Origin of the sequence: Fibrobacter sp. (assembly GCF_045131395.1) — a bacterium.
In the GTDB taxonomy this organism is placed as follows: domain Bacteria; phylum Fibrobacterota; class Fibrobacteria; order Fibrobacterales; family Fibrobacteraceae; genus Fibrobacter.
In genome coordinates, this window is record NZ_JBGUQY010000024.1 from 395,766 (window position 1) to 419,625 (window position 23,860).

Here is a 23,860-nt window from a genome sequence, read left to right on the forward strand (position 1 = left end):
GTTTTGTTTCCTTATGCTTTTATGTTTATTCTTTCACATCCACGTTCACCGACACTTTCAAGGTGTGGTCGCCGCCACCGGTAATGACGCCCTTCAAGGGGCTCACATCGCCAAAATCGCGCCCCCAGGCAAGTACAATGTGTTCGTCACCACCGAGCACGTTATTCGTCGGGTCCAATTCCACCCAACCGTGGTCAGGAACGTAGGTACTCACCCAAGCGTGGGTCGCATCGGCTCCGACAAGTTTCGGCTGGCCTTCGCAAGAATGGGTACGAAGGTATCCGCTCACGTAACGGCAAGGCAAATGCAAGGACCTCAAGCAACCAATCATCAAGTGCGCAAAGTCCTGACACACGCCCTTTCGACCGCGCAAGATTTCCTGCGGCTGCGCCCCGATTCTCGTGGCACCCGGTGTGTACTTGCAGTCCGTGAAAATTCGAGTCATCAGTTCGTAAGCGGCATCGAAAATGGGGCGGTTCGGCTGAAAACTTTCGAGCGCGTAATTACGGACGGATTCTTCAAACTTGGCGAATGGAGAGGCGTAGGCATACATGGCTGCATCCAACGTCTCGTCGTTTGTCGGACGTTCCAAGAGTTTAGACACATTTTCCCACGGCATGGTTTCGCCTGGTTTCGGGGGTTCTTCTGCATGCACGTCCACAAGGCCTGTCGTCTTGAAACGAAAATGCTTGTGTTCTTGCTCGATGCTGAACGCCAAAACCCTGTTCCCGAAAATATCGAGCCGCTCCTGCTGAATGGAGGGATCCGGGTCCACTTCGATGCTGTGGCTAATCCAATTCTGACGGCTGACAGCGCGAGGGAGCATGTGCGCCAAGTGATTGCTGTAAAGAACGGGAAGGCGGTAATCATAGACAGTCTCGTGATCAATCTGATAGATAGGCACTTTTTAAACCTCCGACATTTCCGTGGTTGTGGCGTGAATGACGCCTGCGCGTGGAGCGTGGCTTAAATAGAGCCGGGTGACAATTTCGGCAATACGTTCAATCGAATTTATCTGTTCGTCAAGAAGTTTTTCCAGATTCTCCCTATTGTTGTTTTCTGTTTTTGCAAGCTGTTCAATGTTTGCAAGGCGAAGTTCCGCCAGCACCCGCATCAGTTCACGGTCCAGCGGCGAGAAGGTGGCCTCGCTCTGGTTGTTGCCGGGCAAATGCTTTGACGCTTCGCGCAGTTTCGCCACCTGGTAGGCAACGCTTCGCGGGTTCGATTCGTCGGAGAGCAGCAAGTCGATTACCGGCACAATCTGCAAGCGGCCTCCGTAACGGCGGTGGTACGTCATCAGGCCATCGCCGATTTCAAGCACCGCCTGCAGCAACCGCAAATCCGTCATTTCGTCGGTAGGAGCCGTCGAAAGCAGATTCTTGATGAGTCGCAAGGTGCGGATGGCGCATTCAATCTCGCGACCAAGTTCCAGAAAGCGCCATTCGTGGCCGCGCGTCATGGAATCGGCAGCAAGTCCGGCCACCGCGGCACTGTCCGAAAGCACCGCCTTCAAGTACGGCAACAGTGCCGCCGCACCTGGCCCCGCCGGCATCTCGGCAATGCCAAAGCCGTTCAGGTAAAGCCACAAGTCTTCCGAAATGCGGTCCCGCAACTGCATTCCCAAATCGCGAATCTCTGTCAGCACGCATTGCATTCCGTCCTTGTTGTCTTTGCGCAAGACGAAATAACGCAGCGCATTTTCCGGATCCTGCGCGAGTCTCGACTGGGAATCGTCCGAAAGCCCCGCCTTCAAAATCCAAGGCAGCTCCGGCATTTCCATCCAGGATTCGTCCGAAAGCCTGACGGCGATACCTCTCGCAATGCGGGCCATCATGTTCGAAGCCGAAAGGGCTCGCCCCAGCCGGAACAAGTTCTCGGCCGCACGACTCGGCAAGTTTCCGCTCGCTCTCGACGGCGTAATCGTCTGGCCCGCCGGAGCCAAAAGCGAAAAGTTCGCCACGGGGTTTTCCGAAAGCACCCAGATGTCTTTTTCGCCGAGCCCATCGCCCAAGATTCCAAGGCCGCCGGGCATGACCGTCGTTTCTTTCTTCGTATTCACCGCAAAGAACCGCATCCGCGCCGCCACCGACGAGAACTCCGGTCCATTCGATTTTCCACCATCATCGCGGGCCGCATTTTCTGGCGTTTCGCGGTAAGCGTAAACGGTCGCAGATTCTATCGACTTTTCGGCCACCCACTGTTCCGGCGATTCTTCTACAGCCTGCAACATGGCGAGCTGTGCCGTCGTCGTCATAGAAGCGTACGCCTTGGGCTCGGCTTCCTTAAAGCTTTCGGCATCCCTGAAAGCCTTCCTGAAAATCCACTTTTCCGGTTCGGCCAGCACGCGCTCCGCATCGGCCCCGTTCCCGAGCCAAAGCGTTTCCACATCGCGCAACAGCAACTCTTCGCCAAGAAGCTCACGGCAAATCTCCGGCAAGAAGGGCTTGAACATCGGCGATTCCAGAACGCCCGTTCCCAAGAAATTCGCAATTGCCACATTCCCGGCGCGAACCGTACTGATTAAGCCGACAGCCCCTTCGCCGCTATCGATACGCAGTTCCAGCGGATCGCACATACCGTCTTCGACCCTTCGGAAAATCGTCCCGATTTTCTTGAGGCCCATGAGCGTCTTCATGTACACCTGCATATGGCGAATAGCCAAGTCGTCGTTTTCCACAAGGGGAATCCCCAGGTACCGCGCGATCACGGCGTCTTCGGCACGGCGCGGATTTTCGGGCCCCGAGGCGAGAAGCACCACCTTGTCCGATTCACCCCGCTCCCGAATGTCCTTGTGCATGTCGTCGAGGCCGTCCATCAGTTTCTTGAAAAAGACAGCCAACCTTTCCGTGCGCATGCTGCGGAAAAGTTCCGGGAAAGCCCGGCTCACGCCGATTCGGTTTTCGAGCGCACGCCCTAAACCTTCGGGCACTTGCAAATGGTCCCCCACGGCCACAAACGATCCGTCCTTGAGCCGCACCACATCCGTAGAGGCCAAGTTCACGAAAATGCCACCGGCAGGTCGCACTTTCCAGACAACCTGTAAAAAATCGGGATTTGCAAACAGCAAGGCCGCAGGCAACTTGCCTACTTTCCAAAGATGTTGTTCGCCATAAATGTCGTTGGCCAGCGCGTTGAAAAGCCTCGCTCTCTGCGCAACGCCGGCTTCAATCGTCTTCCATTCATCCGTCGAAATCACCAGCGGAATCGGGTCCGTGCCCTTGTGGCTACACCCCATACTCGACGAAAGGTCATTCTCGTCAAGCACGTTGTGCAATCGCCTGCAACGGTGCTCAAATTCCACCTTCGACATCGCCGAAATGGAATTGATAAAAAAATCTTCATCTTCAACACAATTCATACATTTATAAATCGCAAAAATTGTGCCAATCCATTTAGGCGCATTTATATGTGTTTTTAGAGCATTATTAATTACAGTTTTTGCAGTCTTTACAGATTTTGTGTGCAAATAGGTCGCAAATAAGGCAGAAAAACCCCGAAAATCAGCATTTCTCCCGCCCATTCCCATTGGCACGGTTTTCGCTTACATCCAAAGGAACAACCTCTACGAAGCGATTATGAACACTGCCGAAGTATTAATCAAGTCCCTCGAAAGCGAAGGCGTCAAGTATATTTTTGGAATTCCCGGCGAAGAAACCCTGGAACTGATGGAAGCGATCCGGAAGTCGTCTATCAAGTTCATCACGGTCCGCCACGAACAGGGAGCCGCGTTCATGGCCGATGTCTACGGCCGCTTGACGGGCAAGGCGGGAGTCTGTCTTTCGACGCTCGGCCCCGGAGCCACCAACCTCGTGACGGGTGTCGCCGACGCCAATTCCGATGGCGCCCCGCTGATCGCGATTACCGGACAGGTCGGCACCGAACGCATGCACCTGACGAGTCACCAGTATTTGGATTTGGTAAATCTGTTCGCCCCCATCACCAAGCGCAGCAAGCAGGTGGTGCGCCCCGATACGGTAAATGAAATTGTGCGAATCGCCTTCAAGTACGCCGAAATGGAAAAGCCCGGCGCCTGCCTCATCGATTTGCCCTGCAACATCGCGGCGATGGAAGTGAATGGCGAAGTGGCCCAGACGCCGCTAAAGCACCACCGCGAAAATACGGTATATGCGAGCACCGACGCAATTCTCACTGCGGGCGGAGTTTTTGCAACTGCGAAACGCCCCGTGATTCTCGTGGGTCATTCCGCGGTCCGCAACCACGCCTTCGAAGCGTTGACGGAATTCGTATCTTCGTTGAAGATTCCCGTCGTCTGCACCATGATGGCAAAAGGCGCAGTCCCCTACGACAACTGCTACTTTATGGGATGTATCGGTTTGCCGCAAAGGGATTACCCGAACGTGATTATGGAGCAGGCAGACCTCGTGATTGCCGTGGGTTACGACGTGGTAGAATACGCCCCTGCAAAGTGGAACCCTAAAGGCGACAAGACCATCATCCACATCGACGAAACTCCGAACCATATAAACAAATTCTACCAGCCCGAAGAAGAAGTTATCGGCGACATTTCGGCCTCTTTGGATTCTCTCTGCGAGGTTTGCAAAAACACCTGGGAACCCGACTGGGCGCTTTGCATTCGCGAGATGATGGTTGCCGAGCATTCTCGCTACGACCGCGACGATAGTTTTCCGCCAAAACCACAGAAAGTGCTGCACGACATTCGACAGGTCATGGGCGAAGAAGACATCTTGATTTCGGACGTAGGCGCACACAAGATGTGGATTGCGCGGCAGTACAACTGTCTTCATCCGAACACCTGTATTATTTCCAACGGTTTTGCCACCATGGGAATTGCAGTCCCCGGCGCGATGGCAGCAAAGCTCCTGTACCCCAAAAAGAAAGTCCTGGCGGTTACGGGAGACGGCGGCTTTATGATGAACAGTCAGGAACTGGAAACGGCGTACCGCGAACACATTCCGTTCGTGACGCTCATCTTTACCGATGGTTCCTATGGCCTAATCAAGTGGAAACAGGAAGAACGTTACGGAGATTGCTATTCCGTCGATTTTACGAACCCCGATTTTGTGAAGTATGCAGAATCCATGCACCTGAAGGGCTACCGCGTCGAGCGCACCGAAGATCTAATCAGCACGTTGCAAGACGCATTCTCTCAGGAAGTGCCGAGCATCATCGAATGCCCCGTAGATTACTCCGCCAACATGGATTTAACAAAACACCTGAAAAATTTAAATATGTAGCTACTCCATCCCTCAAAACAATGAACCACCGGTAGAAATACCGGTGGTTTTTACGATTCTATGGAACACACCTTTTCATAGCAAAAACCGATAACTCCGCATAAAATTAAAGTATTGGACAACCCTAAAAACCGCTTCTATATTTGAGCGCACAAAAAAAACAATACACAAATAAAAATCATAACCAAGGAGTTTAAGAATGAATCAGAATTTTGCAAAGCTTGCCAGCGTGGCACTATTTACTACCTCTATTTTTGCATCCTCCGTTTTCGCACAAGACGCCGCTAAAGCCACAACAGAGGCTGCGAAGGAACCCGCCAAGGAAACTGTCAAAGAAGAACCCGCCTTCAAGCTCACCGGAAACGTTCAGGCCCAGGCCATCAAGGCTGTTTATGACAACGATGCCGATAACACCCTCGACAACTCCTTCTTGCGTGCAAACGTAGGCGGTAAATACACTTCCGACAACTTCGAAGCCGTCATCAACTTGCGCATCTTTAGCCCCATTTTCGGCAACAAGAATGTCACCGACGTCACCATCGACGAAAACGGCAAGGCCAAAGTGACCAAGACCGCTCAAGACAAGATCAGCGCCGATACTTACTACGCCAAGTACAAGTGGAATCCGGCCTTCGGCGATCTCAGCGTTCAATTCGGCCGTTTCCGTACCGACTGGACCGTCGCAGGCAACTTCGGTACCTATGTAGACGTACACCTCTCCAAGCGCGGCTTCCTCGCTCGCGATTACCAGCATGATGCCGTCGCCTTCGGTTTCGACAAGGGCATCTCTAGCTTCAGCGCATTGTTGGGCGCATACGACAACAAGTTCGATACCGGCTACCTGCGCTTTGAAGAAACCCTCAAGTTCGGTGACGCCAAGGTGAGCGTCGCTTACCGCGGCAATGTTCTTGACCCCATTCAGCATACCGCCGAAGTCACCCACCGCGTTGCAGGCCGTGCCAGCTATTACTTCCTCAAGAATTTGGGTGTCTACGGCGAAGTCGCCTACGTGTATACCGGCGACGACGAAAATCTTTCTGTCGAAAACGCCATCAAGCCTGAATACGCCCAAGGCACCGAATACGTTCCGTTCTTCGTAGGCATTGAAATCCCCACCGCAGGCATTTTGAACAGCCTCTACGCCGAACTCGAATACCTCTCCAACCGCGACGAATTGCAGGCCGACGCCGATGCCGTCGCATGGACCGTAAGCCTTATCAAGAAGATTGGCAAGCGTAGCAAAATCCAGCTGAGCGCCTACAGCGAAAACGAAGTCTCTGACGTCGCTATCGCCGCACGCTTCACCGCTACCGTGCAGTAATTTTCAGAAAGTTTCTTTTGTTGCACACTCCAACGCTCTCGACGAATCTCCAGTCGTCGGGGGCGTTTTTGCGTCGTGGCAATTTTATATCTTTAGAGCCATGTTTCAAAAAATCGGTCCGATTTTAATTATTATCGCCGCCTGCTTCTGGGGAAGCATGGGCATCTTTGTGCGAAATCTGAGCTCCTTCGGTTTCAGCGCCATCCAAATCGTATCGATTCGTATTACCCTGGCCGCGTTATTTTTCGCCTTAATCCTGCTCGTCAAAGACCGCTCCGGCTTCAAGATTTTACCGCGCGACATCCCGCTATTTCTCGGGCTCGGTTTCGGCAGCATCCTGTTCTTTACGGTCTGCTACTTTACGGCCATCACCATCATGCCGCTTTCTACCGCGGCAATACTCCTGTATACATCGCCCATTTGGATTGTACTGATGTCGGCCATCTTCTTCCGCGAAAAGATGAACTGTAAAAAGCTTCTCGCGCTGGCGCTCGCATTCACAGGCTGCGTGCTAGTTTCAGGAATTTCGGGCGAAGGCATCACCCTAAAAGGATTGCTAATTGGCCTTGGTTCCGGCATCGGTTACGGACTCTACAGCATCTTGGGCACGGTCGCGTTACGCAGATACTCGCCCTACACCGTCACGACTTACACATTCTTGCTCGCCGCAATCGGCTCCTGGTTCATCTGCAACCCAGCAGACATGCTCACGAAATTTTCAGCCGCCAGCAATTCAACAAACCTGATTCTCTTTTGCTTCTTGACGGCCCTCATCACAGCCGTAATCCCGTTTCTCTTCTACACACTGGGCCTCCGCACGGTAGAAGCCAGCAAAGCAGGGATTCTCGCGACCCTCGAGCCCATGGTTGCAACCATCGTCGGCATCACCTGTTTTTCCGAAGCGCTAACGCTACTCTCTGGAACAGGCATCGCGCTTATCCTCGCTGCCGCAGTCGTATTAAACTGGAAACAAAAATAATCGCAACGGCAAACGCCACGATCATTGCAATATAATCGACGAAGAACAACACGTAGCCGCGTTCCAAGTCCATAAAGAAGAATGGCTGCTGGAGCGTTAGGTATTTCCAGAGACCCCGTTCGATAAAGGCGTACACGCCGTAGGCACCGATTAGCGCAACTGCGATGCGGGTCGCGACAACCACCCCGCGCGACTTCATAACAAGCTGCGCCACCCCCAATCGACTAAAAATCACATTCACGTGTAGCCCAATGTGCAGCGCGATAAATACGAAATACCAGTGCGAGGCAAGCAAGTGCGCCGTCCGGGCAAAGCTCGCTCCCGATTCAATCTCGAGGAATGTAAACACGTGATTCGAAAGCATCACACCACTGATTGCGAGGAACAAGGCGCAAACGAGCATTCCGCAATTTACGACCGTCTGCATTATACTATACGGGTTGTACCGCCCACGAAACACCGCCTTGAACCAGCGCCGATTCGCATACACATGCAACGCCCACACAACAATCAGCAACACGCCGATAATCTCATGCGCAGGAGCCCATGGGAAGAACATATTCCCTCCCATCAGCACCAGTGAAAGGATTGTCAGCGGAATTTCAAGACGCATCATTTTCCCGCAGGATTATTTCACCCACTTGTCCACTTCTTTTTGGGCCTTTTCGCGTTCGTTCTGCGCGACATGCCCGTAAATGGCAAGGCCAGCCGTCACGTTCGCGCCCGTTACCTTCTTGAGGCGCTGCACGCCAGAAAGCCCGCTACCCTCGTGCGTCACGAACGGATGAATCGTCTTTCCCTTCAGATTGTACTTTTCGAGGAACGTGAACATCGGCATGGGCATCTCGCCCCACCACACCGGATAACCGATGTAGATTTCGTCGAAGTCCTCGGGGTTTACGTTCACCGGCTTGATCGCCGGGCGCGCATCCTGGGCAAGTTCCTTTTTCGCCACGTTGATGCAGTCGTCATACTTCTTAGGGTATTCCTTGGCAGGTTCCACATGTAAGAGTGTGCCGCCCGTCTTTTTCGCAATCATCTCGGCAACGATTTCGGTATTGCCCTTCTTGATATCGCCCACGCCGTAGTTTTCGTCGGCGCGGGAATAGTACGCGACCAGGATTTTCTTTTCAGCAGCCATAGAGACTCCCATGAGAACAGTTAAAAGGATGAGGATAAGTTTTTTCATACGGGCCCTCTGTTACAATTACAATATACATTATGTCCCGCACAAAAACAAATACTTATTTATTATAGCCATTCATGCCTAAAAAGCATAAACCTACGGGCGTTCCCCGGCGCATGTTACAAAAGCAAGTCGAATGGCGCCGGGTCGGGCTGTTGCGTTATCGGCTCGCGAAACACACAGGGAGCCTGCCCTGAGCTCGCCGTCCGTTCAGCCTCGCTTCGCGAGTCCTAACCCTTACGGGCATCCATCCCTAACGCATCCGTAAAAATGTATATTGACAACATGGCCGAAAAAGAAAAAATGCTCGCCGGGGAAATGTACGATCCGTCCGACAAAGAACTTGCCAAACTGCGTCAACATGCGCACTCGATTTGTAGGCAATACAACCAGCTCGACGAGACCGATAGCAGTCGGGATGAACTTCTCCGTTCGCTAATTCCCCAATGCGGGAAAGGAGTTTACCTACAGGGCCCCATTCAATTCGATTACGGTTGCTTTACGGAAATTGGCGAAAACACCTACGCAAATTTCAACTTCACTTGTCTGGACTGCGCCCCGGTCAAAATCGGGAAAAACGTATTCTTTGGACCGAACGTTTCAATCCTCACGCCTATGCACCCTCTCCGCTGGCAAGAACGCAACATGTTCGTCAAAGAGGACGGAACGCTTGCCAACCATGAGTATGCCAAGCCTATTACCATCGGGGACAACTGCTGGATTGCGGGAAACGTCACGATTTGCGGCGGCGTAACCATCGGCGAGGGGAGCGTCATTGGCGCAGGGAGCGTGGTGACTCGCGACATCCCGGCAAATGTCGTTGCGGTCGGAAGCCCCTGCAAAGAGTTAAAACCGGTAGAATAACAATTATGCGACGCAAAGACCGCGAAATCAAGGAATTCGACGAAATCATCGACGTACTCAGCCGATGCAAAGTCCTACATCTGGCTTTAATCAGCGACGGGAAGCCTTACGCCGTGCCAGTTAATTTCGGATTCGCCGTCCGTGAAAGCGATGGCCAAAAGAAACTCACGCTCTATTTCCACGGCGCAGGTGAAGGCAAAAAGCTCGACGCCATCAAAGCAAATCCGCAAGTGAGTTTTTGCGCAGAAACATCCGTCGAAGCAAGCGGCCCGCAAGACGCAAACGCAGACGCCTGCAAATGGACATGCTTCTACGAAAGCGTCATCGGATTCGGAACCGCCTCGCTCGTAGATGATTCAAAAGAACGCACCGCCGGGCTTGACACCATCATGCTCCACAACGGCTACAAAATTCCTTTCGGCGTAAAGACCATCGCCTACAGCGCCATGGCCCTCGCCCACACCGCCGTCGTCAAAATCGAAGTCTCCGAAATCACCGGAAAACACCACTTGAAATAAACCAGGATGCCCCGGCATTCATTGGTCGGGGAAAGCCTTCTGCAACACCCCTACTCGGAGTCCTTGACGCAACGGACGGAGTAACCATTTTGCTTGTTTTCACTTTCCCGTATCGCATAGTCGTAACAGTAAACCAATTCCATGGCAATTGCAAAGTGTTCACCGGTAGGCGAAGAACTCCAGAAGTATGCGTTAGTGCCCTCTCCGTGGAATTCCCCAAACGAATGGCCGGCCGGCAATGCAGCAAAAGAATAGGTGTCGTCATTAGGAACAGTACCTTCATCATCAGCCCACCCGGTCTTGGACTTGAGCGCCTTGCCCGCCACATTATTTTCATCAACGTATTCCGTAATGTTTCCGTCCACCGCAACAATCAGGGCTTCCCATTCCGTCCAACTGGGCAGGTGCCAGCCGGTAGGGCAAACGCCTTGGATATTCCCACTGTCCAATGGAGTGCATTCATGACCGTAGCTGCATTCGCTTTCCGGCTTACCCACAGCGGTAGCCCATATGTAAAGGCGACCGTATTTGGAGCAGAAAGCGGCCTTTGCTTCCTCAGTTTCGCCGGCGCAGTAACTGATTCTCGTCTCGTAGTTCAAATTCTGAGCCATCCAAATCTGTTTACCAATCTTCACCGTCCTGTAAACCTGCCCGTCGCGTTCATCGGTCATAGTGCCATAGTCAATATCAGGGTTAAATCGGCATTCCTTTGGCACATCCCAACTCCAACCCGTTTCGCCTTCCAGAAGCGCCGAGCAATTCACCTTGCCCGCAGAACTGCTGCTGGACTCGGACTGTTTTCCCGAACTCGACGAAGATAACTTGTCACCCTGGAAGTTCGAAGAACTGATAGGGTCCACTAGACTACTACTGGATTGCTTCACCACTTCGGGGTTCGCAATGACGTTTGACGAAGATGTTGTCCCGCCAAGCGAGGACAGGTGCTCAGTGACCTTGGCGCTGCTGCTCAGGGCGCTTGTTTCGGTTTCATCGCCACCCGCCGACGAAGAATCGTCGCAAGCCGAGAACACCACAGCCACGCACAGCAGCACCCCCGCCACCGCACAACCAAATACCTTTTTTGCGAATAAGTTTTTCATAGGGAAACCTTTGGGTTATTACTCGGAGTCCTTGAGGCAACGGACTGAGAACCCGTAGTCCTTACCGTAGATGTACAGGTCCGCATCCTCGAGGTCGCAGAACAAGTACATGATGTACGCGCGGTAGCTACCGCTCTCAGTTGAACTCCAGAAGGACGCGTAGCTGTTATCGCCGTAGAAGCCGCCAATGTCGCCGCTGTAGCCGGCGGGCAGCGCGGAATAACCGAAGGTGTCCGTGCCGTTACGGTTACGGTACCAGCCGCTCTGCGACTTGAGAACCTTGCCCGCTGTTGATCTGCCACCCACCGCCGTGAACAAGGTGTTCCATTCCGTAGTGTCTGGCAAGTGCCAACCCGTAGGACAGATGCCCTGCACAGGCAAGGTCGGTGAGCAAGTCGAACCGTAACCGCAGCCAGTCTTTACGGAATCCATTGCCGCTGCCCAGGTGTAAAGGCGGCCAGTCACGTCGCAGTTCTTTGCGACATTGTTGTAGCACCAACTCTTGCCCTTAAGGCTTGCGGTCTTTACGCTGTCGGCATAGTTCAGGTTCTCCGCCATCCATACCTGGTCGCCAATCGTTACCGTCTTGTATTTCTTGCCGTCGCGTTCATCGGTCATAGAGCCGTAGTCAATAACAGGATTAAATCGGCATTCCTTCGGCACATCCCAACTCCAACCCGTTTTGCCTTCCAAGAGTGCCGAACAATTCACCTTGCCCGCAGAACTGCTGCTGGACTCGGACTGTTTTCCCGAATTCGACGAAGCAACATTTTCACTACTGGACGAAGTCACTTCGGCAGGCTCAGTGACCTTGGCGCTGCTGCTCAGGGCGCTTGTTTCGGTTTCATCGCCACCCGCCGACGACGAGTCATCGCAAGCCGAGAATGCAAACATCGCAACCGCGACAGCGCCCACCAAACTAAACTTCTTAATCGTTTTCACTTCATTCTCCCGCCAATCAGGCAAACTTCCACCCCGAAATATAGCATTCGTTGGCATTCCCTTCAAAACTTTCGCCCTCCGCACAACAACAAACTAATAGGAAGTAATTTTTTATATTCGTGACGATGGCGAAGTTTAAGACAAACACGTTCTTGACTTTTGCTAGTCTGGTCCTCGCCACTCTAGCGTTATTCGCTTTGCCTACGGCGCTTGACGGGCATTTCGAGGACGCTTATCTGTCAACGGATACGGAATATACCGCCCCGTCTGCAGATAATCAAGATCAGCAATCAAACAACGCCTATCTGGATTCTGATAGCCCGTTGCAATCGGCGCTGTTCCTAGGGAACCGCAGACCCTTTTCGCAAATTTCTTTGCGCCCGCAACGCGGCGGACTGCTTTACAGGATTATTGGTCGCGACGGCAGCCTGTTCAAAGGCGCATTTACTTTTACAGTCAAAAATCCTTCGGCGATTTGCCTCAGGCATGCAGGATTTCCTTCTCCGCTCTCATACCGCATACCTAAGGATTATTACGTTTTCACACTGAAACGGATACTTTGTTAACAAGTTCTTTCTCTCGACACACATAGAAGAAATGCGCTTGGGGGCGCTGTACAATAAACCTTTAAAAAGAGAAAGAATTATGGAAAACATTTCCAAAATGGAGATGGCGAAAGCCCTCTTCGAAAAACCGTATATCAAAGTCGAAAAGAAGTTTTTCGGCTTTACCACAAACGTCACCTACACCCCGACCAATTCCCCCGTTGTCGGGCGATGCCTAGATTACGCTCTTGCTGATGGCGAAAAGGTAAAGCAACTCGCCTTCGCTGCTCCCGGCGAAGTGGTGACTCTCATCAAGAAAGATGGCAAGCCGGAAACATTCCCGAACGGACACTGGCGTCTGTCACTGTGTTATTCAAAAGACCGCAAGTTCGCAGCACTCTGCTTTTCTGAGTTTGTCGGTTTTGAATACAAAACCATCGAAGGCCCTCGTTTTCTCGAAGGCGATGACGCAGAAAAAATCCTGCAAGCGTTCGTGAAGTAAAACAAAATGCCCCGGCCATCATCGGCCGGGGTTTCGTTTTTATTTCACCGAGAATGTGACAGTCGCATTGCCGTCGCCGAGGATTTGTTTTAGACGTTTCTTGTTCACGTTGTCGATTTTCCCAAGACGGGTGAAGTTCCAGGAATTCTTGTCGTAATAAATGGTAATGGATTTACCTTGATACAAGATGATGTCGCCCGCATCGGTATCGATCTGCGTATCATTCCGCGGAAAACTACGCGGCAAGTCCGCCACCTTCTCGAAACTTCCGTAGTCATGCATGTCGAGCGTCAAATCGCCCTGCGACAAATATTCCGCAAAAGCTTCCGCCGAAGAATTGTCGGCAAGCGTCGCCGTAAAGGTTGTGTCGTTTACATGAATTTTGAGTTTCATAGAGGTAGTTTTTTCACTAGCGCCGTTTGAAGGAATTTCTTCAGCAGAAGTTGTCGCAGAAGAACAAGCCGCAAAGACCAATGCTAAGCAAAGACAATATTTAACCATTTGACCAATCCTATGAAAATAAAAAAAGCGTCGGCCAAGGAAAGGGAGGGTGCAGGGAGGGAACCGTGCGGCCTTCGCAACTCCGAGCTGGGTTCCCTCCCGCATCATATAGCCTCGCGCATAGCGAAAGTTACTTCAAATTCGCCTTGAAGAATTCTTCCATCTTGTCGTAGGGAATTCTGCCGTTCACATCGTCGTAGAGGTCGGTGTGGACTGCTCCCGGGAGGATTATGAGTTCCTTGTTGCCGGCAGTCATGTTCCAATTCTTCGTAGCGTCAAGCTTTGCGGGGACCTTGACCTTCTTGCCGGTCATCTTTTCAAAAGCCCCTTCGCTGAAGTAGCGGCTGTGGGCCTTTTCACCGTGAATCACGAGGACTGCACTTTCGATTTCGTTGGCATAAGCGAGCAACTTCGTATTCAACAGAGAGGTTCCTGCGGACTTTATCCAGCCGGTGTTGCTATTGAGCGAACGCTTGTGGTAGCCGCGCGGGGTCTTGTAGTAGGCGTAGTAATCCTTGACAAAGTAAGGAGCGTCGTCCGGGAGCGGGTCCACCACGCCGCCGGCCAGGTCGTATGTGCCGTTCTTGAAATCCTTGGTGCGTTGCGCCATCAAAGCCTTGCGCATTTCGTTACGGGCCTTCGCGTTGTTCGCTTGGTCAAAATAGCCGTTGGCAGCGACACGGCTCATGTCGTACATGGTCGAGGCGACAGTCGCCTTTACGCGAGTGTCGATAGCGGCCGCATTGATCGCCATGCCGCCCCAGCCGCAAATTCCGATGATGCCGATGCGTTCCGGATCAACGTCGTCGCGGGTCGAGAGGAAATCTACGGATGCCATGAAATCTTCGGTGTTGATATCCGGGCTATTCATGTAGCGCGGCTCGCCGCCCGATTCGCCGGTAAAGCTCGGGTCAAAAGCGATGGTCAGGAATCCGCGTTCAGCCATGTGCTGCGCGTAAAGCCCCGAGGACTGTTCCTTGATGGCGCCGAAGGGCCCAGAGACTGCGATGGCGGGGAACTTGCCGTTTGCCTTGAGGCTCGTGTCCTTGGGCACATACAAATCCGCCGCAAGTTCGATGCCGAAATGGTTCTTGAAAGTGACCTTGGAATGTTCGACATTTTCGCTCTTGGGGAATACCTTGTCCCATTCGGCGGTGAGCGTGAGCTTGTTCATGTTGTTGTCCTTTGCCGGTTCAGCCGGCTGTGCCGCGGGCGCTGCGGCAGATTGTTGAGCGTTAGACGTCGTCTGTTCCTTTTCGGGGCAGCAGGCGGTGAGTGCGCCGAAAGCAAGGATTGCGACGGCGGTCGTTGCGATTTTCTGGAGAGTTTTCATTGTCTAGCCTCTTTTTTGATTACACATACAATATACCTAAAAAGGCTTTAAATAACAATTACTTATTTATTATGGCTTGTTATGCCTTTTAGGCATAGATAAGCAAGTGTTTTCCCACAAGTCGGGTATACAGACAAGTCTGAGAAAAGCAATTTGCATTTTTTGCAAATTACTTGAGACTATTTACCCCTTATTGTCCTGTCTATAGTAGAACAATCGCAGTACGAAAACTTCGCGAGCCTTATGATTCACGATGTAATAAAACCTGTAATTTTTCACAGGCATTACACGAACATTGCGTAATACCCAAGGTTCATCTTGGCATAATGCGAATGCTTCCGGGAACTCAGATAATGTGTCCAGAGCATCATGAATGCTATTTGACAAATCTTTTGCCGCCATAGGCGCGGCAAGGGTCACGCTGATATAAGCGAAAATGCCGTCCAAGTCATCTTGCGCGGCAGAAGAAAAAAGTACGTCAAAATTCATACTTTATATTTCTTCTTAATATCCGACATAACCATTGCGGCGGGACGAGTTCGGCCCTTCAGCATGTCGTTATAGCCTTTTTCGAGTTCCGCGTCAAAACGTTCCTTAGACCATTTCGCAGCGTTCTCGGGAGCCTTGGGCAACTTCACGTCGAAGGGTATTCCCTGTTGCAAAATTATCTGCTTGTAGAACATATTGATGGCGTTCGAAACAGGAATGCCAAGGGCTTCCAAAACCTTTTCGGCTTCTTCCTTTACATCGGGTTCTATGCGGGCGTATAAATTTGCGGTCTTATTCATACTCCATAATATACATTTTTGTCCGCACAAACGCAATACTTTTTTATAAAAACATACATTTCAAAGCAATTTGCATACCCACCGACCTTCCATGCCTTACAGGCATAATAACTATATTCCCCCGTATGGAACTCAGGACTATCAGATACTTTTTGGCGGTGGCCGAGCAGGAAAGTTTTTCTGCGGCGGCGAACAACGTGCTCTTTGTGACGCAACCGACGCTTTCGCGCCAGATGCAGGAACTGGAAGAAGAAATCGGGGCGCAGCTCTTTGTGCGCAGCAATAAGAAGACGACGCTGACCGAAGAGGGCTTGCGCTTCAAGAAGCGTGCGCAAGAAATCATGGAGCTCGTGAAGCACACCCAGAAGGAATTTGCCGAATCGAGCAAGGAAGAAGTTGTCGGCGACGTGTATATCGGTGGCGGTGAGACGAAGGCGTTCAGTATTATCGCGGCGGCCTGCAAGCGCATGCAAAAGGAGCATCCTAAAATTTGTATGCACATCACCAGCGGCAACGCCCAGGACGTGACCGAAAAACTGGACCAGGGGCTTCTGGACTTCGGGCTTTTGGTGGAGCCGGTTGACAAGTCGAAATACGAATTCGTGGAACTCCCTGCAAGGGATACGTGGGGTCTGCTTGTACGCAAGGATCATCCGCTCGCGAAAAAGGGCTTTGTGACCGTTCGCGATTTGGAAAATATTCCGTTGCTTACATCGAGACAGGTTATGATGTCGCGAGAATTTTCAGGACAACTCGGGCGCGACCTGAATTCGCTCAACATCATCGCGACATACAACCTGATTTATAATGCGTCCGTCTTTGTGGAACAGGGGCTCGGTGCAGCCTTCTCGTTGGAAGGCCTCATAAATACAGGCGGCAAGAGCAAACTTGCCTTTGTGCCATTTACGCCAATCCGCACTAGCGGTCTCGTAGTCGTGTGGAAAAAGAATCCCGTATTCAGCAAACCCGCCGCGCAGTTCCTCAAGTCCTTGAAGGCGGAACTCGAGAAATAATAATTTATAGATTATTCTTCATGCAATCAATTTACAATCTCGGCAATCGCATCGTCAATAACTTCCTTGTTCAAACCGACAAAGGCTATATTCTCATTGACACAGGCTACGAGAACGGCTTTGCCCGTTTCCGGCGTAAACTTCAAAAACTCAAAATTCAGCCAAGTGAAATCAAGTTCATCTTTTTAACGCATGCCCACGACGACCACGCCGGATTTTTGAATAAAGTTCTTGAAATAACGAATGCAAAAATGATTTTGCACCCCAAGGCAATTGAAAGGCTGAAGCGCGGTCAGAATTCGTTCGAAGGCGGATGTTCCAACAGACTCGCCTATCTTTTTTGCCTGTTGCTTACACTATTCGGAAAGGGCGAACACAAATTTCCACCCATCAAAGATGAATATTTAAACCGCTTGATTCCCATTGATTCGCATGAGTTCCGCGATTTAAATTTGCCTATTCAAATCATCGAGACTCCCGGCCACACGGCAGATCACATTTCTCTCTTTAAGGACAACATTCTTTTTTGCGGAGATGCCGCCATGAACGGATTTCCGAGCATAAAGCGCAACATCATCTGGATTGAAAATTTGCGAGATTACAAGACTTCGTGGAAAAAAATAATAGCGCTCAATCCAGGCAAAATCTACCCATCGCACGGCAAGCCTTTCGACGTTTCCGATATGAAGAAATACCTGAAGTTCATCGACGAGATAAGACTTATAAAATTGTTTAAAGATTCAACACCGTGACATTTTTATAGGCACATTGGCGAGCTCCTTGTAAAAGACTGCCTGGAGCAAGCCAAGAAGCATGGTTTTGGCATTTTGCAGTTCAACGCCGTCGTCGAGAGCAATACGCACGCGCGACACCTCTACGAACGCCTCGGATTTGTCCAGCTAGGAACCATTCCCAATGGATTCAGGATGAAGGACGGGCATTTCGAAAACATCTGCCCGTATTACCACGAACTTTAATTTTATACAGCTTTAATTCGGCTCAAACGGAACTAGCGTAACACAGTTCCGTTTTTTCTTGGATTCGTAAAGGGCCTTGTCGGCAAACGAGAACATGTCAGAAACAATCCCGTTACCGAATGTTCCGCCAAAACTCATGGAGAGTTTCACATCCGGATAACCAGGCAACTGGATTTTCCCTGCAGCAGCGCACATCTGTTCAAGCCGAGTCTTCAAAACATCGGGCTTAATGTCCTTAAACGAAATCAAAAACTCGTCGCCCCCATAACGCACCACGCAGTCCATGCTACGCACTGCAGAATGAAGCATAGACGCCACGGCAGTAATGGCTTCATCTCCGCATTGGTGCCCGTAGTTGTCATTGATTCCCTTGAACAGGTCTATATCAGCTATCACCAACGCCTGGCAATTCTGCGACGCCAGCTTTTCGTCAAAGTATTTGCGATTCATCACGCGAGACAAGGAATCCGTGTAGATAGACTCCTTCACATACGCATGCATCATATCCTGTTGTTTACGGCTATGTTCCAAAAGCTTTTTCTGTTCTTCGATTCTGGACACCTGCTCGTTCACGTTCTCCACGAGGTACAATACGCGGCGTAGGGAGGCATCGTCGCCAATCCGCACAAATATGGCCTTGCACCAGCCATGAATCTTCCCATGGAAAATCTCAGTAACGACATTGACGCCCTTCATGCGCTCGGGCAATGTGGAAAGGATCGTGAAATCCCTGATGGTCTCCACACTTTCGTCAGCCGCAAGATTCACCATAATGTTGGTAACGCTCTCTTGCAGGGATTCGCATTCTTCCATGAACTTGTCGATAAACTGGTTCGTCTTGATAGGGATCGCCGTCCCGTTCACGATGTCCAGCACATGTATCGAGACATACAACTCGCTCGTAGCACGAGTGATGGCCGTAAAATATTCGACCGTATCTGCGGGCGGTTCCACCACAAACTTTTTAGGTTTACTCATAGACTGCTCCCTCTATTGAGTTTTTCATTTTCTCCAGCATTATAAAATAATATAGATTTTAGACAAAATTGTAACAACTATGAAGAAATTGCTCGTTATAACCGCGTTTTTATGCACTTTCGCATCTGCTCAAGATCAAAAGCTCTCCCCTTTTGACCATTTGGGCCACAATATGCTGCTGAGCGCATTCGGCTGGCCGCTCGGTTTCCACATGCTGGGCGGTGCGTTGACTTACCATTTTTCCATGGAAGATAACGACCTGATGGTGGCACGTTTCGCAGCGCGGCAAAACGAAGTCGTTTCTGGAGTCGCGTTCATGCCCGGCATGCTCATGGGCACCTTCGGGCCATTCCTTATTCCCGGCTACATGTACTTTATCAGCGACAACCAAACGCTGAACAATACGGGTGCCGTCGCGATACAAGCTACCGCCGTGGCGTTCCTCTACAACAATATTCTCAAGGCCATTTCGGGGCGCGCTCACCCCGATGCCGAAAACAACTCCGGCGAACTTTCACGCGACTTTAAATGGGGCTTTGGCAGGCGCGGCGTATTTTACGGTTGGCCCTCGGGACATTCCATGACAAACGCAGCACTGGCCATGAGCATCGCAAGTTACCACCGCGACAAGCCCATCGTCGTTGCAGGTTGTGCACTTTACGCAGGGTACATCGCCACAAGCATGGTGCTGGGCGCAAAAGGCGAAGCACACTGGTTCTCCGACGCCGTCGCAGGAACGCTCATGGGAGCCTCCATCGGCTGGTACATCGGCAGCGTATTCTACAAAGAAAAAGTCGGCGAAAAGCCCGAACCCTCAAGAGTCACCGTCGCCCCGCTATTCTACGACGACACCAAAGGCGCCGTCGTTTCGCTGCGGTTCTAGTCAACTTATAAAAGCCGCGGCACTTAGTCTAAATACATCACTTCCCCGATTTCAGGCATCAACACGGGTTTGCCAGATTCCTTGGCGGCCCGTTTCGCATTTTCCAGCGGTTCGTAATAGGGGTGTTTGCTCAGGCCGAATTTAGAGTGATGAACGGTGAGGTAGCGCTTAGCGCCAAGTTCCATCATTTCTTTGCCCAAATATTTCGGCAGCGTGTGCACATGGGCCCAATCCGGATTGTACTGCCCGTTTTCAAGAATGGCGAGGTCGATGTTCGTAAACACCTTCCCGATTTTGGCGTAATGGGGGCCATAGCCCGAATCGCCACCAATCCAAATCAAGCGCTTGGGTGACTTAAACGCAAACGAAGCCCAGAAAGTCCTGTTCTCTTGCAACCCGCGGCCCGAAAAATGCCTTGCCGGAGTGGCCGTCACGCGAAAGCCTTCGCCAAAGTCTTCATGCTGCCACCAGTCCAATTCCACCAGCTTTTCTACAGGGTAACCCCAGTATTCAAAATGCTCGCCCACGCCAAGAGGCACCACCACCTTCTTAATGCGGGGCTCCATCTCTTTCACCACCTCGTAATCCAAGTGGTCCCAATGGTCATGGGAAATCACTAGGTAATCAATGTCCGGCATGTCGGCGGGCTTGTAAATATCGGTACCCAGGAACATCTTGTTGGCAAACTTCACCGGAGAGCCCTTATAAAACACCGGGTCCACCAGAATCTTCTTGCCCGACAAATTCAGCAAATAAGACGAATGCCCAAACCACACAATCCAATCGCGGTCTTGGGGCAAAGCCTTCAAATCTGTCTTAATTACATGCAGCGCAGTATCCGGGGCGAGTAACGTCTTGTCGCCCAGCATAAAATCTTTCCAAACCTGCAGCTTGCTCTTTTTGCCCGTCGTAAACTCGGTCTCCACCTCATTCACGAACTTCTTGCCGTTGTAATGCGGCGACTGCTTGATTCGCTCCAGGCGCTTGCCCTGAGGCAACCGACCAAAACTAGGCTGACTCAAAAACAAGACTCCTGCATCGCAAAAAATAAAGAATATGGAAAAAAAGATTGCCACAATCATACGCATTAAACAATAAAAATTATTCGCCTAATGCGTAGATTCCGGCAAAGAATTTCCGACAGAACTATAAAATCAGTCGATTAAATCGTTCTGGAAGCGCGACAGATGTTCGAACGGCAAAATCTGGCGACCTCTGAACAGCCCGCAACCATCGTTAATCAGCTGGTTATTGATGGCCTTGAACATGTTCACGTCGACATTCGCAAGCTCGATCTCCTGCAATTTCGTCAGGCGCTCGTAAGCCTCGTCAAAATACACGCACTCACCGCTGGGGATCTCGTCATGCTTGCTGCGGCGCGCCTCCTGGGTCTTCTCGTAGCCAAAATGGTTCGCCTCGCCAATCTCGGCAAAGTCATCCATATCCTTGGTACGCAACTGCACCTCGGTAAAGCAGCGGGCCAGATTATCGTAAAAGATAATATGCAGCGACTGGTAACCCGAAGTCCTCGGGAACGCCACCGAATCATGGTAATAGGGGCGCACCTGTTCATTCAGCAATTCCGAATGACCGTCTTCCGTGTACTTCGTAATCTCCGCCGTAAAGCCGCGCTCTTCCAAAAATTCCGGCAGCACGTTGGCGATTTCGTACAGGTACTTTTCTTCTACCTCGCGGCGGTTCTCGCCCTTTTTAATGTGGCAAACCGGCATCGAAATCACAATGCGGTAAGCAATCAAGTCGCGAAAGTTCAGCTTGCTCTTGATTTCGGCCTCGGTCGGGAACTTTCCGTTTTTCTTGTAGTAGCCGTAAATGTATTCGAGAATGTAGCCGTTGAATTTTTCTTCGGCACGAATCAGCGACTTAATGCGGCCCTTAAAGGTAAAAGCCAAGAACGGGTATTCCCGCGTCATGAACTTGTAGAATTCCTTGATTCTCTGAGACTGTGAAGTCAAAAAGTCATTGTGCTCCAGCAATTCAATAATCTGGATCAGAAAATTTGAATGGGCCAAGTCAATGCTGTTGCGCGTTTCCTTTGCGCCATTTCTCAAGTCATTGGAGTATTGGTGCAAAATTTTCAGCACCGTGTTTCCAGAATACAGATAGTCATTCAGAGTAATCATTTTTCGTTCCTGAAAGAGCGCTACAAAAGCCCTTTCAGCGCGAAATATAATAAAAGGATTTTCAAAATCCACTATGAATTTTGAACTATTTTTTCGGCCTTCAAACGGCCTTTACACTATCTGGAATAACATTTCCCGTAAACACAAATTCTGTAAAACTTCGAGGCCCCCAAGTAGCGACCTTGCGCATCAAACACGCTTGCAGAGCCCTTCACCTTCGCAGGTTGCGCACGCCTCTTTGCAATAAATGTTGTCTGTAATCCGTACTCAAACGCACCCAAATCAGGGGCCGTCCCCGTGAACGGGAACCCGACATCTTCACCCTTGTCAATGGCACGGCTATCCGCCTTCAACTTCAAGAAGTCAACGTCAGGCAAGCTGCCGTCAGCCTTGCGGGGGCCAAGCATTCCCGGAATCGTCGAAAGGTCTTCGCCCGTTACCGTCATGCTCGGATCATCGAGACTCACAAAATCGTCTTCCGTCAAATCCAGCTTCAAGTTCCACGTATTATTCTCGCCAGCCGGGCAATCCACATAATGGTCGATGTCCTTGCTCGAAATCTTTTCCCAGCAAGTCCCGATTTGCGACAGTTTGTTCGGGACGGCGATATTGTTCTTCATGACGTGCGCATTGTCACCCGTAAGTGGGGCCACCTCGGCAAGGCGAGTCTTGCCGTCTTCGGCATAGAGCGTCGACGCCATGCTGTAGGCACGGTCTTCATTCATATAAGAAGTGTTGTTGAGCCACTTGCTGCCGGCATTGGTGTAGTTCGCGTAAAAGCCCGAAGATTTATTTTTCCAAGCGACGCAATACTTGATGATATGATGTCCGGTGCCATACGTGCTCTGGCCCATCTTGATTCCGTAACCGTTTCCATTTTTCGGGTTCCCGCGACCGTAATCGCTGTAACCGTTCCCCATGGCGTAGCAATTCTCCAGAACCACCGGGAATTCCTGGTTGATAAAATCGAAACCGTCATCGCTGTTCCACCAGGCGCGACACCCGATAAACTTGGTGGTATCGCCCTCGCCCGGCTTCTGGTAATGCGCACCGAAACCGTCCGCATTTTCACCATCGCCCTGCCAACCCGTAGGGTCGTAATTGTCGTGGGCATCGCAATTCAAAAAGATATGACCGCCGCCATCTGCCGCACCATCGTTCGCAAAGAACCCCGGACCCGCATTGTGGTGGCTATCCATCTCTTCTAAGAAAATGTGCTTGCTCGCATACAGAAACACGCCCGAATTCGAATTATGCTTCATGGGCGTATTGCGAACCTCAAACCCCTTCAAATGCAGGAACTTCGCCGAAATCACGATAGGCGACGTGTACATCGCGCCCGCAGGCGTGCCATCGCTATGCTCCTCGCCCTCGCCCACAGGCAAGTTCGCGCCATCAAAAATCGGCCGCTCGCCCGGGTACGCCAGGTAATGAATGCGCTTGTCGTCGCTCTCGCCGCTCGCCGTCAGCAGAATGCCCGCCGTCATCTTATAGCGCGCAAAAAACACCGTATCGTTCAAGTCGTAAACGCCGCCGCGAACCCACACCGTATCGCCCGGCTGCACCACGGTATTCGCCTTGTTCAGCGAAGCAAAAGGCTTGTCCTTGGAACCCGCGGCACTATCGCTACCATCCACGGCCACATAATAAACCGCCCCAAACGCCTGGGCCACCGACAAGGCAACCCCCAAAGCAAACAAGAACTTATTCCCCATATACACCTCTGGTAGATATGGTATTAGTATATAAAAATTTGGGGGAAATAGGAAAAATAAATATTCTATATTCAACCTAAAACCCGTTAGGAGCCCCCATGGCCCTCAGGAGTGTCGAAAGAATCGGCTTCAGTTGCCCGAACAGCATGTAATGCCCCAAAAATAAAAGGGGGAAGCCTCCCCCTCGCTCCTGCCGCCCCGCGGCATCCACTACCCCCTCGCCTAAGGGTTCCACCCTTAAAAACCCGAAATCAAACAAAATGCGGACGAAAAATTCGTCCGCAAAATATCGGGATAATGTCGGTTTAATGTCGGAATAAAAAAGAGCTAGTAAGGAAAACTTACTAGCCATTTTCAT

The 23,860-nt window shown here is 51.1% G+C and carries 25 protein-coding genes and 1 pseudogene; 11 read left to right on the plus strand and 15 right to left on the minus strand.

Translation table 11 applies throughout. From position 1 onward, the window contains the following. Positions 1-25: 25 nt before the first annotated feature. Together ACJMNB_RS08290 and ACJMNB_RS08295 are read right to left on the minus strand one after the other, a co-directional pair. Positions 26-904 (minus strand): transglutaminase domain-containing protein, encoded by an 879-nt coding sequence (locus ACJMNB_RS08290; RefSeq protein ID WP_405341254.1) that lies wholly within the window; start codon positions 902-904, stop codon positions 26-28. 3 nt (positions 905-907) lie between these two features. After that, entirely contained in the window at positions 908-3,358 is a 2,451-nt protein-coding gene (locus ACJMNB_RS08295) for a circularly permuted type 2 ATP-grasp protein (RefSeq protein ID WP_405341257.1), read from the minus strand. 217 nt (positions 3,359-3,575) lie between these two features. Here ACJMNB_RS08295 and ACJMNB_RS08300 point away from each other — a divergent pair, with 217 nt between their 5' ends. The 3 genes from ACJMNB_RS08300 to ACJMNB_RS08310 all read left to right on the plus strand — a co-directional run bounded on the left by ACJMNB_RS08300 (position 3,576) and on the right by ACJMNB_RS08310 (position 7,516). Beyond that, on the plus strand, positions 3,576-5,216 hold the full coding sequence (locus tag ACJMNB_RS08300; RefSeq protein WP_405341260.1) for an acetolactate synthase large subunit: 1,641 nt from the start codon (positions 3,576-3,578) through the stop codon (positions 5,214-5,216). Between the two features lie 199 nt (positions 5,217-5,415). Continuing rightward, a complete protein-coding gene (locus ACJMNB_RS08305; protein ID WP_405341263.1) occupies positions 5,416-6,537 on the plus strand; it encodes a hypothetical protein in 1,122 nt (373 codons plus the stop codon). Positions 6,538-6,637: 100 nt separating this feature from the next. Continuing rightward, positions 6,638-7,516, plus strand: coding sequence for a DMT family transporter (locus tag ACJMNB_RS08310; protein ID WP_405341266.1), 879 nt, complete (start codon positions 6,638-6,640; stop codon positions 7,514-7,516). Here ACJMNB_RS08310 and ACJMNB_RS08315 read toward each other — a convergent pair. Further along, complete coding sequence (locus ACJMNB_RS08315) at positions 7,473-8,132, minus strand: DUF4405 domain-containing protein (RefSeq protein WP_405341269.1); 660 nt, start codon at positions 8,130-8,132, stop codon at positions 7,473-7,475. The two genes, ACJMNB_RS08310 and ACJMNB_RS08315, sit on opposite strands and share 44 nt — an antisense overlap. Before the next feature lie 12 nt (positions 8,133-8,144). Then, on the minus strand, positions 8,145-8,705 hold the full coding sequence (locus ACJMNB_RS08320) for a flavodoxin (protein ID WP_405341272.1): 561 nt from the start codon (positions 8,703-8,705) through the stop codon (positions 8,145-8,147). 282 nt (positions 8,706-8,987) lie between these two features. Here ACJMNB_RS08320 and ACJMNB_RS08325 point away from each other — a divergent pair, with 282 nt between their 5' ends. Both ACJMNB_RS08325 and ACJMNB_RS08330 read left to right on the plus strand, forming a co-directional pair. Continuing rightward, positions 8,988-9,566: a sugar O-acetyltransferase gene (locus ACJMNB_RS08325; protein WP_405341275.1), complete on the plus strand. Its 579-nt coding sequence runs from the start codon at positions 8,988-8,990 to the stop codon at positions 9,564-9,566. A gap of 5 nt (positions 9,567-9,571) precedes the next feature. Beyond that, positions 9,572-10,084 carry a pyridoxamine 5'-phosphate oxidase family protein gene (locus ACJMNB_RS08330; protein ID WP_405341278.1) on the plus strand — a complete coding sequence of 171 codons (513 nt, stop codon included), beginning with the start codon at positions 9,572-9,574 and terminating at the stop codon, positions 10,082-10,084. 50 nt (positions 10,085-10,134) lie between these two features. Here ACJMNB_RS08330 and ACJMNB_RS08335 read toward each other — a convergent pair whose 3' ends face one another. Together ACJMNB_RS08335 and ACJMNB_RS08340 are read right to left on the minus strand one after the other, a co-directional pair. Next, positions 10,135-11,184 carry a fibrobacter succinogenes major paralogous domain-containing protein gene (locus ACJMNB_RS08335; RefSeq protein ID WP_405341281.1) on the minus strand — a complete coding sequence of 350 codons (1,050 nt, stop codon included), beginning with the start codon at positions 11,182-11,184 and terminating at the stop codon, positions 10,135-10,137. Between the two features lie 18 nt (positions 11,185-11,202). Further along, positions 11,203-12,126, minus strand: a complete 924-nt coding sequence (locus ACJMNB_RS08340) for a fibrobacter succinogenes major paralogous domain-containing protein (RefSeq protein WP_405341284.1) — start codon at positions 12,124-12,126, stop codon at positions 11,203-11,205. 125 nt (positions 12,127-12,251) lie between these two features. Here ACJMNB_RS08340 and ACJMNB_RS08345 point away from each other — a divergent pair, with 125 nt between their 5' ends. Both ACJMNB_RS08345 and ACJMNB_RS08350 read left to right on the plus strand, forming a co-directional pair. Continuing rightward, positions 12,252-12,692, plus strand: coding sequence for a hypothetical protein (locus ACJMNB_RS08345; RefSeq protein ID WP_405341287.1), 441 nt, complete (start codon positions 12,252-12,254; stop codon positions 12,690-12,692). 79 nt (positions 12,693-12,771) lie between these two features. Further along, complete coding sequence (locus ACJMNB_RS08350) at positions 12,772-13,173, plus strand: hypothetical protein (RefSeq protein WP_405341289.1); 402 nt, start codon at positions 12,772-12,774, stop codon at positions 13,171-13,173. Between the two features lie 39 nt (positions 13,174-13,212). Here ACJMNB_RS08350 and ACJMNB_RS08355 read toward each other — a convergent pair whose 3' ends face one another. The 4 genes from ACJMNB_RS08355 to ACJMNB_RS08370 form a co-directional block, all read right to left on the minus strand. Further along, entirely contained in the window at positions 13,213-13,566 is a 354-nt protein-coding gene (locus tag ACJMNB_RS08355) for a cyclophilin-like fold protein (RefSeq protein WP_405341292.1), read from the minus strand. A 238-nt stretch (positions 13,567-13,804) separates the two neighbouring features. After that, positions 13,805-14,848: an alpha/beta hydrolase gene (locus ACJMNB_RS08360; RefSeq protein WP_405341376.1), complete on the minus strand. Its 1,044-nt coding sequence runs from the start codon at positions 14,846-14,848 to the stop codon at positions 13,805-13,807. A gap of 342 nt (positions 14,849-15,190) precedes the next feature. After that, positions 15,191-15,496, minus strand: coding sequence for a type II toxin-antitoxin system RelE/ParE family toxin (locus ACJMNB_RS08365; protein ID WP_405341295.1), 306 nt, complete (start codon positions 15,494-15,496; stop codon positions 15,191-15,193). Further along, positions 15,493-15,795: a type II toxin-antitoxin system RelB/DinJ family antitoxin gene (locus ACJMNB_RS08370; RefSeq protein ID WP_405341298.1), complete on the minus strand. Its 303-nt coding sequence runs from the start codon at positions 15,793-15,795 to the stop codon at positions 15,493-15,495. Before ACJMNB_RS08370 ends, ACJMNB_RS08365 begins: the two co-directional genes overlap by 4 nt. Before the next feature lie 125 nt (positions 15,796-15,920). Here ACJMNB_RS08370 and ACJMNB_RS08375 point away from each other — a divergent pair, with 125 nt between their 5' ends. From ACJMNB_RS08375 to ACJMNB_RS08385, 3 genes and pseudogenes are all read left to right on the plus strand, one after another. Next, a complete protein-coding gene (locus ACJMNB_RS08375) occupies positions 15,921-16,808 on the plus strand; it encodes a LysR family transcriptional regulator (RefSeq protein ID WP_405341301.1) in 888 nt (295 codons plus the stop codon). After that, on the plus strand, positions 16,733-17,560 hold the full coding sequence (locus tag ACJMNB_RS08380; RefSeq protein ID WP_405341304.1) for an MBL fold metallo-hydrolase: 828 nt from the start codon (positions 16,733-16,735) through the stop codon (positions 17,558-17,560). Before ACJMNB_RS08375 ends, ACJMNB_RS08380 begins: the two co-directional genes overlap by 76 nt. 12 nt (positions 17,561-17,572) lie before the next feature. Then, positions 17,573-17,785 (plus strand): annotated as a pseudogene (locus tag ACJMNB_RS08385) (GNAT family N-acetyltransferase); the annotation flags it as partial. A 12-nt stretch (positions 17,786-17,797) separates the two neighbouring features. Here the strand turns inward: ACJMNB_RS08385 and ACJMNB_RS08390 are convergent. Continuing rightward, complete coding sequence (locus tag ACJMNB_RS08390; RefSeq protein ID WP_405341307.1) at positions 17,798-18,763, minus strand: GGDEF domain-containing protein; 966 nt, start codon at positions 18,761-18,763, stop codon at positions 17,798-17,800. A 79-nt stretch (positions 18,764-18,842) separates the two neighbouring features. Here ACJMNB_RS08390 and ACJMNB_RS08395 point away from each other — a divergent pair, with 79 nt between their 5' ends. Beyond that, on the plus strand, positions 18,843-19,646 hold the full coding sequence (locus ACJMNB_RS08395; RefSeq protein ID WP_405341310.1) for a phosphatase PAP2 family protein: 804 nt from the start codon (positions 18,843-18,845) through the stop codon (positions 19,644-19,646). 23 nt (positions 19,647-19,669) lie between these two features. Here ACJMNB_RS08395 and ACJMNB_RS08400 read toward each other — a convergent pair whose 3' ends face one another. From ACJMNB_RS08400 to ACJMNB_RS08415, 4 genes are all read right to left on the minus strand, one after another. Further along, a complete protein-coding gene (locus ACJMNB_RS08400; protein WP_405341313.1) occupies positions 19,670-20,734 on the minus strand; it encodes an MBL fold metallo-hydrolase in 1,065 nt (354 codons plus the stop codon). A 66-nt stretch (positions 20,735-20,800) separates the two neighbouring features. After that, positions 20,801-21,787 (minus strand): guanosine polyphosphate pyrophosphohydrolase, encoded by a 987-nt coding sequence (locus ACJMNB_RS08405; protein WP_405341316.1) that lies wholly within the window; start codon positions 21,785-21,787, stop codon positions 20,801-20,803. A gap of 116 nt (positions 21,788-21,903) precedes the next feature. After that, entirely contained in the window at positions 21,904-23,502 is a 1,599-nt protein-coding gene (locus tag ACJMNB_RS08410) for a right-handed parallel beta-helix repeat-containing protein (RefSeq protein ID WP_405341319.1), read from the minus strand. Between the two features lie 76 nt (positions 23,503-23,578). Continuing rightward, positions 23,579-23,854, minus strand: a complete 276-nt coding sequence (locus tag ACJMNB_RS08415) for a hypothetical protein (RefSeq protein WP_405341322.1) — start codon at positions 23,852-23,854, stop codon at positions 23,579-23,581. Between the last annotated feature and the right edge of the window lie 6 nt (positions 23,855-23,860).

Coding starts and splice junctions, on each gene's coding strand:
- ACJMNB_RS08375 (WP_405341301.1), top strand. CDS start 15,921: ATGGAACTCAGGACTATCAGATACTTTTTGGCGGTGGCCGAGCAGGAA.
- ACJMNB_RS08300 (WP_405341260.1), top strand. CDS start 3,576: ATGAACACTGCCGAAGTATTAATCAAGTCCCTCGAAAGCGAAGGCGTC.
- ACJMNB_RS08395 (WP_405341310.1), top strand. CDS start 18,843: ATGAAGAAATTGCTCGTTATAACCGCGTTTTTATGCACTTTCGCATCT.
- ACJMNB_RS08305 (WP_405341263.1), top strand. CDS start 5,416: ATGAATCAGAATTTTGCAAAGCTTGCCAGCGTGGCACTATTTACTACC.
- ACJMNB_RS08330 (WP_405341278.1), top strand. CDS start 9,572: ATGCGACGCAAAGACCGCGAAATCAAGGAATTCGACGAAATCATCGAC.
- ACJMNB_RS08415 (WP_405341322.1), bottom strand. CDS start 23,854: ATGGCTAGTAAGTTTTCCTTACTAGCTCTTTTTTATTCCGACATTAAA.
- ACJMNB_RS08325 (WP_405341275.1), top strand. CDS start 8,988: ATGGCCGAAAAAGAAAAAATGCTCGCCGGGGAAATGTACGATCCGTCC.
- ACJMNB_RS08320 (WP_405341272.1), bottom strand. CDS start 8,705: ATGAAAAAACTTATCCTCATCCTTTTAACTGTTCTCATGGGAGTCTCT.
- ACJMNB_RS08350 (WP_405341289.1), top strand. CDS start 12,772: ATGGAAAACATTTCCAAAATGGAGATGGCGAAAGCCCTCTTCGAAAAA.
- ACJMNB_RS08370 (WP_405341298.1), bottom strand. CDS start 15,795: ATGAATAAGACCGCAAATTTATACGCCCGCATAGAACCCGATGTAAAG.
- ACJMNB_RS08315 (WP_405341269.1), bottom strand. CDS start 8,132: ATGATGCGTCTTGAAATTCCGCTGACAATCCTTTCACTGGTGCTGATG.
- ACJMNB_RS08335 (WP_405341281.1), bottom strand. CDS start 11,184: ATGAAAAACTTATTCGCAAAAAAGGTATTTGGTTGTGCGGTGGCGGGG.
- ACJMNB_RS08345 (WP_405341287.1), top strand. CDS start 12,252: ATGGCGAAGTTTAAGACAAACACGTTCTTGACTTTTGCTAGTCTGGTC.
- ACJMNB_RS08410 (WP_405341319.1), bottom strand. CDS start 23,502: ATGGGGAATAAGTTCTTGTTTGCTTTGGGGGTTGCCTTGTCGGTGGCC.
- ACJMNB_RS08295 (WP_405341257.1), bottom strand. CDS start 3,358: ATGAATTGTGTTGAAGATGAAGATTTTTTTATCAATTCCATTTCGGCG.
- ACJMNB_RS08390 (WP_405341307.1), bottom strand. CDS start 18,763: ATGAGTAAACCTAAAAAGTTTGTGGTGGAACCGCCCGCAGATACGGTC.
- ACJMNB_RS08310 (WP_405341266.1), top strand. CDS start 6,638: ATGTTTCAAAAAATCGGTCCGATTTTAATTATTATCGCCGCCTGCTTC.
- ACJMNB_RS08400 (WP_405341313.1), bottom strand. CDS start 20,734: ATGCGTATGATTGTGGCAATCTTTTTTTCCATATTCTTTATTTTTTGC.
- ACJMNB_RS08355 (WP_405341292.1), bottom strand. CDS start 13,566: ATGAAACTCAAAATTCATGTAAACGACACAACCTTTACGGCGACGCTT.
- ACJMNB_RS08360 (WP_405341376.1), bottom strand. CDS start 14,848: ATGAACAAGCTCACGCTCACCGCCGAATGGGACAAGGTATTCCCCAAG.
- ACJMNB_RS08365 (WP_405341295.1), bottom strand. CDS start 15,496: ATGAATTTTGACGTACTTTTTTCTTCTGCCGCGCAAGATGACTTGGAC.
- ACJMNB_RS08405 (WP_405341316.1), bottom strand. CDS start 21,787: ATGATTACTCTGAATGACTATCTGTATTCTGGAAACACGGTGCTGAAA.